Source organism: Asanoa sp. NPDC050611, from assembly GCF_040654855.1.
Classification (GTDB): domain Bacteria; phylum Actinomycetota; class Actinomycetes; order Mycobacteriales; family Micromonosporaceae; genus Asanoa.
Window position 1 is genome coordinate 1 of the sequence record NZ_JBFAIU010000451.1, and the last position, 5063, is coordinate 5063.

Annotated in this window: 4 protein-coding genes and 2 pseudogenes; 1 reads left to right on the forward strand and 5 read right to left on the reverse strand. The window is 72.1% G+C overall.

Annotated features, from left to right (window positions below; genetic code table 11):
- From AB0H87_RS37825 to AB0H87_RS37840, 4 genes and pseudogenes are all read right to left on the reverse strand, one after another.
- Positions 1 to 189 (reverse strand): annotated as a pseudogene (locus AB0H87_RS37825) (hypothetical protein); the annotation flags it as partial.
- 73 nt (positions 190 to 262) lie between these two features.
- Complete coding sequence (locus AB0H87_RS37830; RefSeq protein WP_360157309.1) at positions 263 to 1447, reverse strand: cytochrome P450; 1185 nt, start codon at positions 1445 to 1447, stop codon at positions 263 to 265.
- A gap of 173 nt (positions 1448 to 1620) precedes the next feature.
- A complete protein-coding gene (locus AB0H87_RS37835; protein ID WP_360157312.1) occupies positions 1621 to 2226 on the reverse strand; it encodes a GNAT family N-acetyltransferase in 606 nt (201 codons plus the stop codon).
- A gap of 94 nt (positions 2227 to 2320) precedes the next feature.
- Entirely contained in the window at positions 2321 to 3457 is a 1137-nt protein-coding gene (locus AB0H87_RS37840; protein ID WP_360157315.1) for an aminotransferase class I/II-fold pyridoxal phosphate-dependent enzyme, read from the reverse strand.
- A gap of 120 nt (positions 3458 to 3577) precedes the next feature.
- On the opposite strand from AB0H87_RS37840, the gene AB0H87_RS37845 reads away from it, so the two are divergent.
- Positions 3578 to 4321: a VOC family protein gene (locus tag AB0H87_RS37845; protein WP_360157318.1), complete on the forward strand. Its 744-nt coding sequence runs from the start codon at positions 3578 to 3580 to the stop codon at positions 4319 to 4321.
- A 7-nt stretch (positions 4322 to 4328) separates the two neighbouring features.
- On the opposite strand, the pseudogene AB0H87_RS37850 reads toward AB0H87_RS37845, so the two are convergent.
- Positions 4329 to 5063: pseudogene (locus AB0H87_RS37850) on the reverse strand (3-phosphoshikimate 1-carboxyvinyltransferase); the annotation flags it as partial.

The following is a 5063-nucleotide window of genomic DNA, read 5'->3' on the forward strand; positions in this document are numbered from 1 at the left end:
GTGACCGGCGTGCGCTGGTCCACCTACGCCCGCGACAAGGCGCACGTGGAACTGCTGCTCGACGAGGTCGAGCGGACCTACCCGACGCTGCGGGTTGCCCAGGCCTTCGGCGGTGGTCAGCGCGGCCCAGACCTTCTCCGGCGAGTGGGCCAGCTCCAGGGTGCGTTCGATCCGGTCGGGAAACGCCATGTCGATCTCCTTATAGCAACCTCTTGGTTGCTATCTAAGCTATAGCAATCAGATGGTTGCGTCAACCCCGACTCTAGGTGGCCACCGGCAGCACCGCGTACCCGCGCAGGACCAGGCGGTCGCGGCGCTCCCCCGGGCCGGCCAGGCGCAGCCCGGGTAGCCGGTCCAGCAGCAGCGGGAACGCGACCTGCGCCTCCAGCCGGGCCAGCGGCGCACCCAGGCAGTAGTGCGCACCGCCGCCGAACGAGACCGGCTGGACGTTGGTGCGGTCCGGGTCGAATCGGTGCGGCTCGGCGTAGCGGGCCGGGTCGCGGTTGGCGGACCCGAGCAGCAGCGTCAGCTCCGTGCCGGCCGGCAGCTCCAGCCCGTCGTCGAGGGACAGCGGCTCCCCGGCGAAGCGGGAGGTGAGCTGCACGGGCGAGTCGTACCGCAGCATCTCCTCGACGAACGCCGGCGCGAGATCGGGCTGCGCCCGTAGTCGGGCCGCCTGCTCGGGCCGCTCCAGCAGGATCGCCAGCCCGGTGCCGAGCAGGTTGGTGGTGGTCTCGAAGCCGGCGACCAGCAACAGCACGAGGTTGGCGAGCAACTCGTGCCCGGTGAGCCCGGACCCGTCGGCGACCAGCGCGCTGGTCAGGTCTTCCCGCGGCGCCCGCCGGCGCTCGACGATCAGGCCGAGGAAGTAGTCCTCCAGCTCCCGCCCGGCCCCGTCGGCCAGCCGCATCTCCTCCACGGTGCTGATCGGCTCGAGCACCACGGTCAGGTCGGCGACCCGCTGCCGGAACCACCGCCGGTCGCCCTCGGGGATGCCGAGCAGGGCGCAGATCACCCCGATGGGCAGGGGGTACGCGAACGCGCTCATGAAGTCGGCCCGACCCGGCATCGTGTCGATCAGCTCGTCGACCAGCTCGGCGATGACGTCGCGCAGCGCGGCGACCCGGCGGGCGGTGAAGGTGACCGCGGCGGCACGGCGCACGCGGGTGTGGTCCGGCGGGTTCGTCATCAGCATCGACCGCACGACCGAGGCGACACCACGGTTGTCACGCCAGTCGGGCCAGAACCGGTCGTAGTCGCTCGCGTCCGCGACCCGCAGGCTGGGCTCCCGCAGCAGCCGGTTGGTCAGCGCGTGCGTGGTGACGAACCAACGCCCGTCGAGCGCCTGGAAGATCGGTGCGTGCGCGCGGATCTCGTCGTACGCCGGATAAGGATCCTGCCGCCCCTCAGGCGCGAACAGCGAAGCGAGCGCGCTCTCGAAATCCATCGTCCTGCCTCCCCGTCGAATTCGCGGTGCACCTGCATCATGCCCGCGACCCCTGACAGTCGACGCGGTACGAGGGGGTGACAGCGGCCGGCACGGGAGGGCGTCGATCGCGGACTTCACGGTCACCGTGCGCCGCGTCTGACCGTCCGGGCACGCCGCCGTGATCCGACGCGTTATCGCGGGTCGCGCCACATCGGGTAGAGCGACGGCCCGCCCGGCAGGTCGATGGTCTGCGGCATCCGCTCGAACCCGAGCCGCTCGTAGAGCCCGGCGTTGCGCAGGCAGCTCGCCTCCAGGTAGGCCGGGCGTCCCGCGGCGTCGAGGTCGGCCAGCCGGTGCCGGAGCAGGGCGGCGCCGACGCCGGTGCCCTGGTGGTCCGGGTGCACGGCGATGAACGGCAGGTAGGCGTGGCTGCGGTCGTGCGGGTGGCCGGCGACCATCAGCGCGTCGAGGTCGGCGACCCGCTTGAGCGTCTCGGGGTCGAGGCCGGACTCGAACGCCGCGCCCAGCCCGCCGTCGTCCTCGGGTTCCGGCGCGTCGACGTCCACGTCGAGCCAGAGCGCGAGGCCGTGGTGCCCGTCGACCGTCTCGGCCCGGCCCGCGGCCAGCGCCAGGTCGACGAACGCGCCGAAGAACACGTGGTGCTCGTCCTGGCGGCGCGCCTGGTCCTGGAACACCCAGTCCGCGATCGGGTCGGCCATGAACGCCGCCGCGATCACCGACTTGAGCGCGGGCACGTCGTCGGCGGTGGCGGGGCGTACACGATGGGTGGTCGACACGTGGTCTCCTGATGTCCGTGGAAGGCTCGGAGTGTCGAGTCTGGACCATCACGCGGCCACTGGCGACGTTGGACAGATCATCATGTGGAGCGGGTCACACGGCTGCCGCCTCCGCCATCCGGTCGACGGCCGCTTCGAGGATTTCGGCGCTTGTGCCGAAGTTCAGCCGGACAAAGCCGCTGCCGTTGGCACCGAACCGCGGACCGGGTTCCAGCGCGACGCGGCCGCGGGTGAAGAACAGCTCGCGGGGCGCGGCACCGGTGCCGATCGCGGTGCAGTCCAGCCAGGCGAGGAACGTCGCCTCGGGCGGGCGCCAGCTGACCTTCGACAGGCGTTCCGCCAGCAGCCGGCCGAGCAGCGCGCGCCGGTCGTCGAGGGTGGCCAGGAGCTGATCAAGCCAGGGAACCCCGTCCGTGTACGCGGCGACGCTGGCCAGCACGCCGAAGTGACCGACCCGCCACGGGGTGTCCTGCGGAAGCCGCCCCACGACGTCGGCCAGCCGCGGGCCGGCGGTGACGATCGTGGCGCATTTGAGGCCGGCCAGGTTCCAGGCCTTGCTCGACGACACGAGGCTGACCGCGATGGCGGCCGCGCCCGGGATCGTGAGGATCGGGGTGAACGTCGCGCCCGGCAGGACCAGCGGCGCGTGGATCTCGTCGCTGATGACCGGCACGCCGTACGCCGTGGCCAGGCGCACGAGCTCGGTCAGCTCCTCGCGGGTGTGCACCCGCCCGACGGGGTTGTGCGGGTTGCAGAGCACGAACGCGGCCGGGTGCTGGGCGAAGGCGCGCTCCAGGCCCGGCAGGTCGAGCCGGCCGTCGACGAGCAGGACCTCGAAGACGCGGCCGCCGGCCTCGGGCACCCAGCCGAAGAAGGGCGCGTAGACGGGCGGGCAGATCACCACGGGGTCGCCGGGGCGGGTCAGGAGGCGCAGCAGCTCGACGACGCCGACCCCGACGTCGGTCACCGCGGTCACCGCGCTCGGGTCGATCTCCCAGCCCCACCGCTCACCGGCGAAGCCGGCCAGCGCGTCGGCCAGCGTCGGCAGTGGGGTGGGATAGCCGGCGTCGGAGCGGTCCACGGCGGCGCGGAGGGCATCCTGGACGGGCGGCGCGAGGTCGAAGTCCATCTCGGCGACGGGCAGCGGCAGGACGTCATCGGGGTGGAAACGCCATTTGGCACTGCGGCGCCGGCGGAGCACGTCGAGTGGAGCGACGGGGAGCAGGTCCATGACACCCAGCCTGCCACTCCTGACGCGGTGGCACGGGGCGGCACCGCTCGCGCCTCTCCGGCGGACGTTCCTAACGGCGCTGCGGTCAGCGGGCAGGCGACCCGCAATAGGATCGCCCGCATGGCGCTGCGACCGGTTCAGGTGAACATCAAGGCTCTTGACCACTCGACGGTCGGCCGGTTCTGGGCGGAGGCGCTCGGCTGGAGCGCCTACGGCGGGGCGTCCGGCGTGACGACGTACGTCGGGCCGCCCGGTGGCCTCGTGTGGCCGGACCCGGTCGCCGTCGGTATCGACGTCGTCAGCGTTCTCGAAGGCAAGTCGACGGCGAAGAACCGCGTGCACCTCGATCTCGCCACCTCCTCCGCGGCCCATCAGGCGGAGCTGGTCGCACGCCTGCGGGCCATCGGTGCCACGCCCGCCGACGTCGGTCAGGGCGAGGTGCCGTGGACGGTCCTCGCCGACCCGGAAGGCAACGAGTTCTGCGTGCTGGAGCCCAGGGACGTCTTCCGGGACACCGGGCCGATCGCCGCGGTCGTCGTCGACTGCACCGACGCCAGGGCCATGGCCCGGTTCTGGAGCGCGGCGACGGAGTGGACCGTGCTCAAGGCGGCCGACGAATATGCGATGTTGCGCTCACCCGACGGTGTCGGCCCGTACCTCGAGTTCATCCGTACGCCCGACGCCAAGACCGTGCCCGACCGCGTCCACCTTGACCTGCTGCCGCGCCCCGGCGACGACCAGGCGGCGGAGGTGGCCCGGCTGCGGACTCTCGGCGCCGCGGACCTCGACGTCGGCCAGGGCGACGTGCCGTGGACGTGCCTGACCGACCCGGACGGCCACGAGTTCTGCGTCCTCGCCCACTAGCGGCCCGCTACGGCGCGAGCGCCGCGAGATCGGCGAAGAAGTCCGGGTACGTCTTGGCGACGCAGCCCGGATCGGCTATCTCGATGCCCGGGACGCGCAGGCCCAGGAGGGACAGGCTCATCGCCATCCGGTGGTCGTCGTACGTCGCGAAGCGGGTGGGGCGCGGCAGCCCCGGATGGATCGTGAATCCGTCCTCGTCCTCGACCGCGCCGACTCCCGCCCGGCGCAGCTCGGTCACCATCGCCGCGACCCGGTCGGTCTCCTTGCCGCGGATGAAGCCGATCCCCCGCACCCGCGTCGGCGAGTCGGCGAAGACAGCCACCGCGGCCAACGTCTGCGCGGTGTCCGAGATGTCGGCCATGTCGACGTCGACGCCGGTCAGGCCGCGGTCGACGCTAACTGTCAGTGAGTCGGCGGTGCGGGAGATCCGGGCACCCATCCGCTCGAGCACGTCCGCGAAACCGACGTCACCCTGCAGGCTCTTGGCGCCGAGACCGCGTACGGTCACGGTCCCGCCGGCGACGGCGGCAGCCCCGAGGAAGTAGGAGGCCGCGCTGGCGTCCGGCTCGACGGCGTAGTCCGTCGCCCGATAGGAGCCCGGTGCCACGTCGAGCCCGTCGACGGCGGCACCGAACGCCGTCATGACCTCTCCGGACTGCTCAGCTTCATGATGTTGAGCGCGTCCAGGCTCGGGTAGATCCCCGCGAACATCGCCGGGATGATCGCGAAGTACTTCGCGATG

Coding starts and splice junctions, on each gene's coding strand:
- AB0H87_RS37840 (WP_360157315.1), bottom strand. CDS start 3,457: ATGGACCTGCTCCCCGTCGCTCCACTCGACGTGCTCCGCCGGCGCCGC.
- AB0H87_RS37830 (WP_360157309.1), bottom strand. CDS start 1,447: ATGGATTTCGAGAGCGCGCTCGCTTCGCTGTTCGCGCCTGAGGGGCGG.
- AB0H87_RS37845 (WP_360157318.1), top strand. CDS start 3,578: ATGGCGCTGCGACCGGTTCAGGTGAACATCAAGGCTCTTGACCACTCG.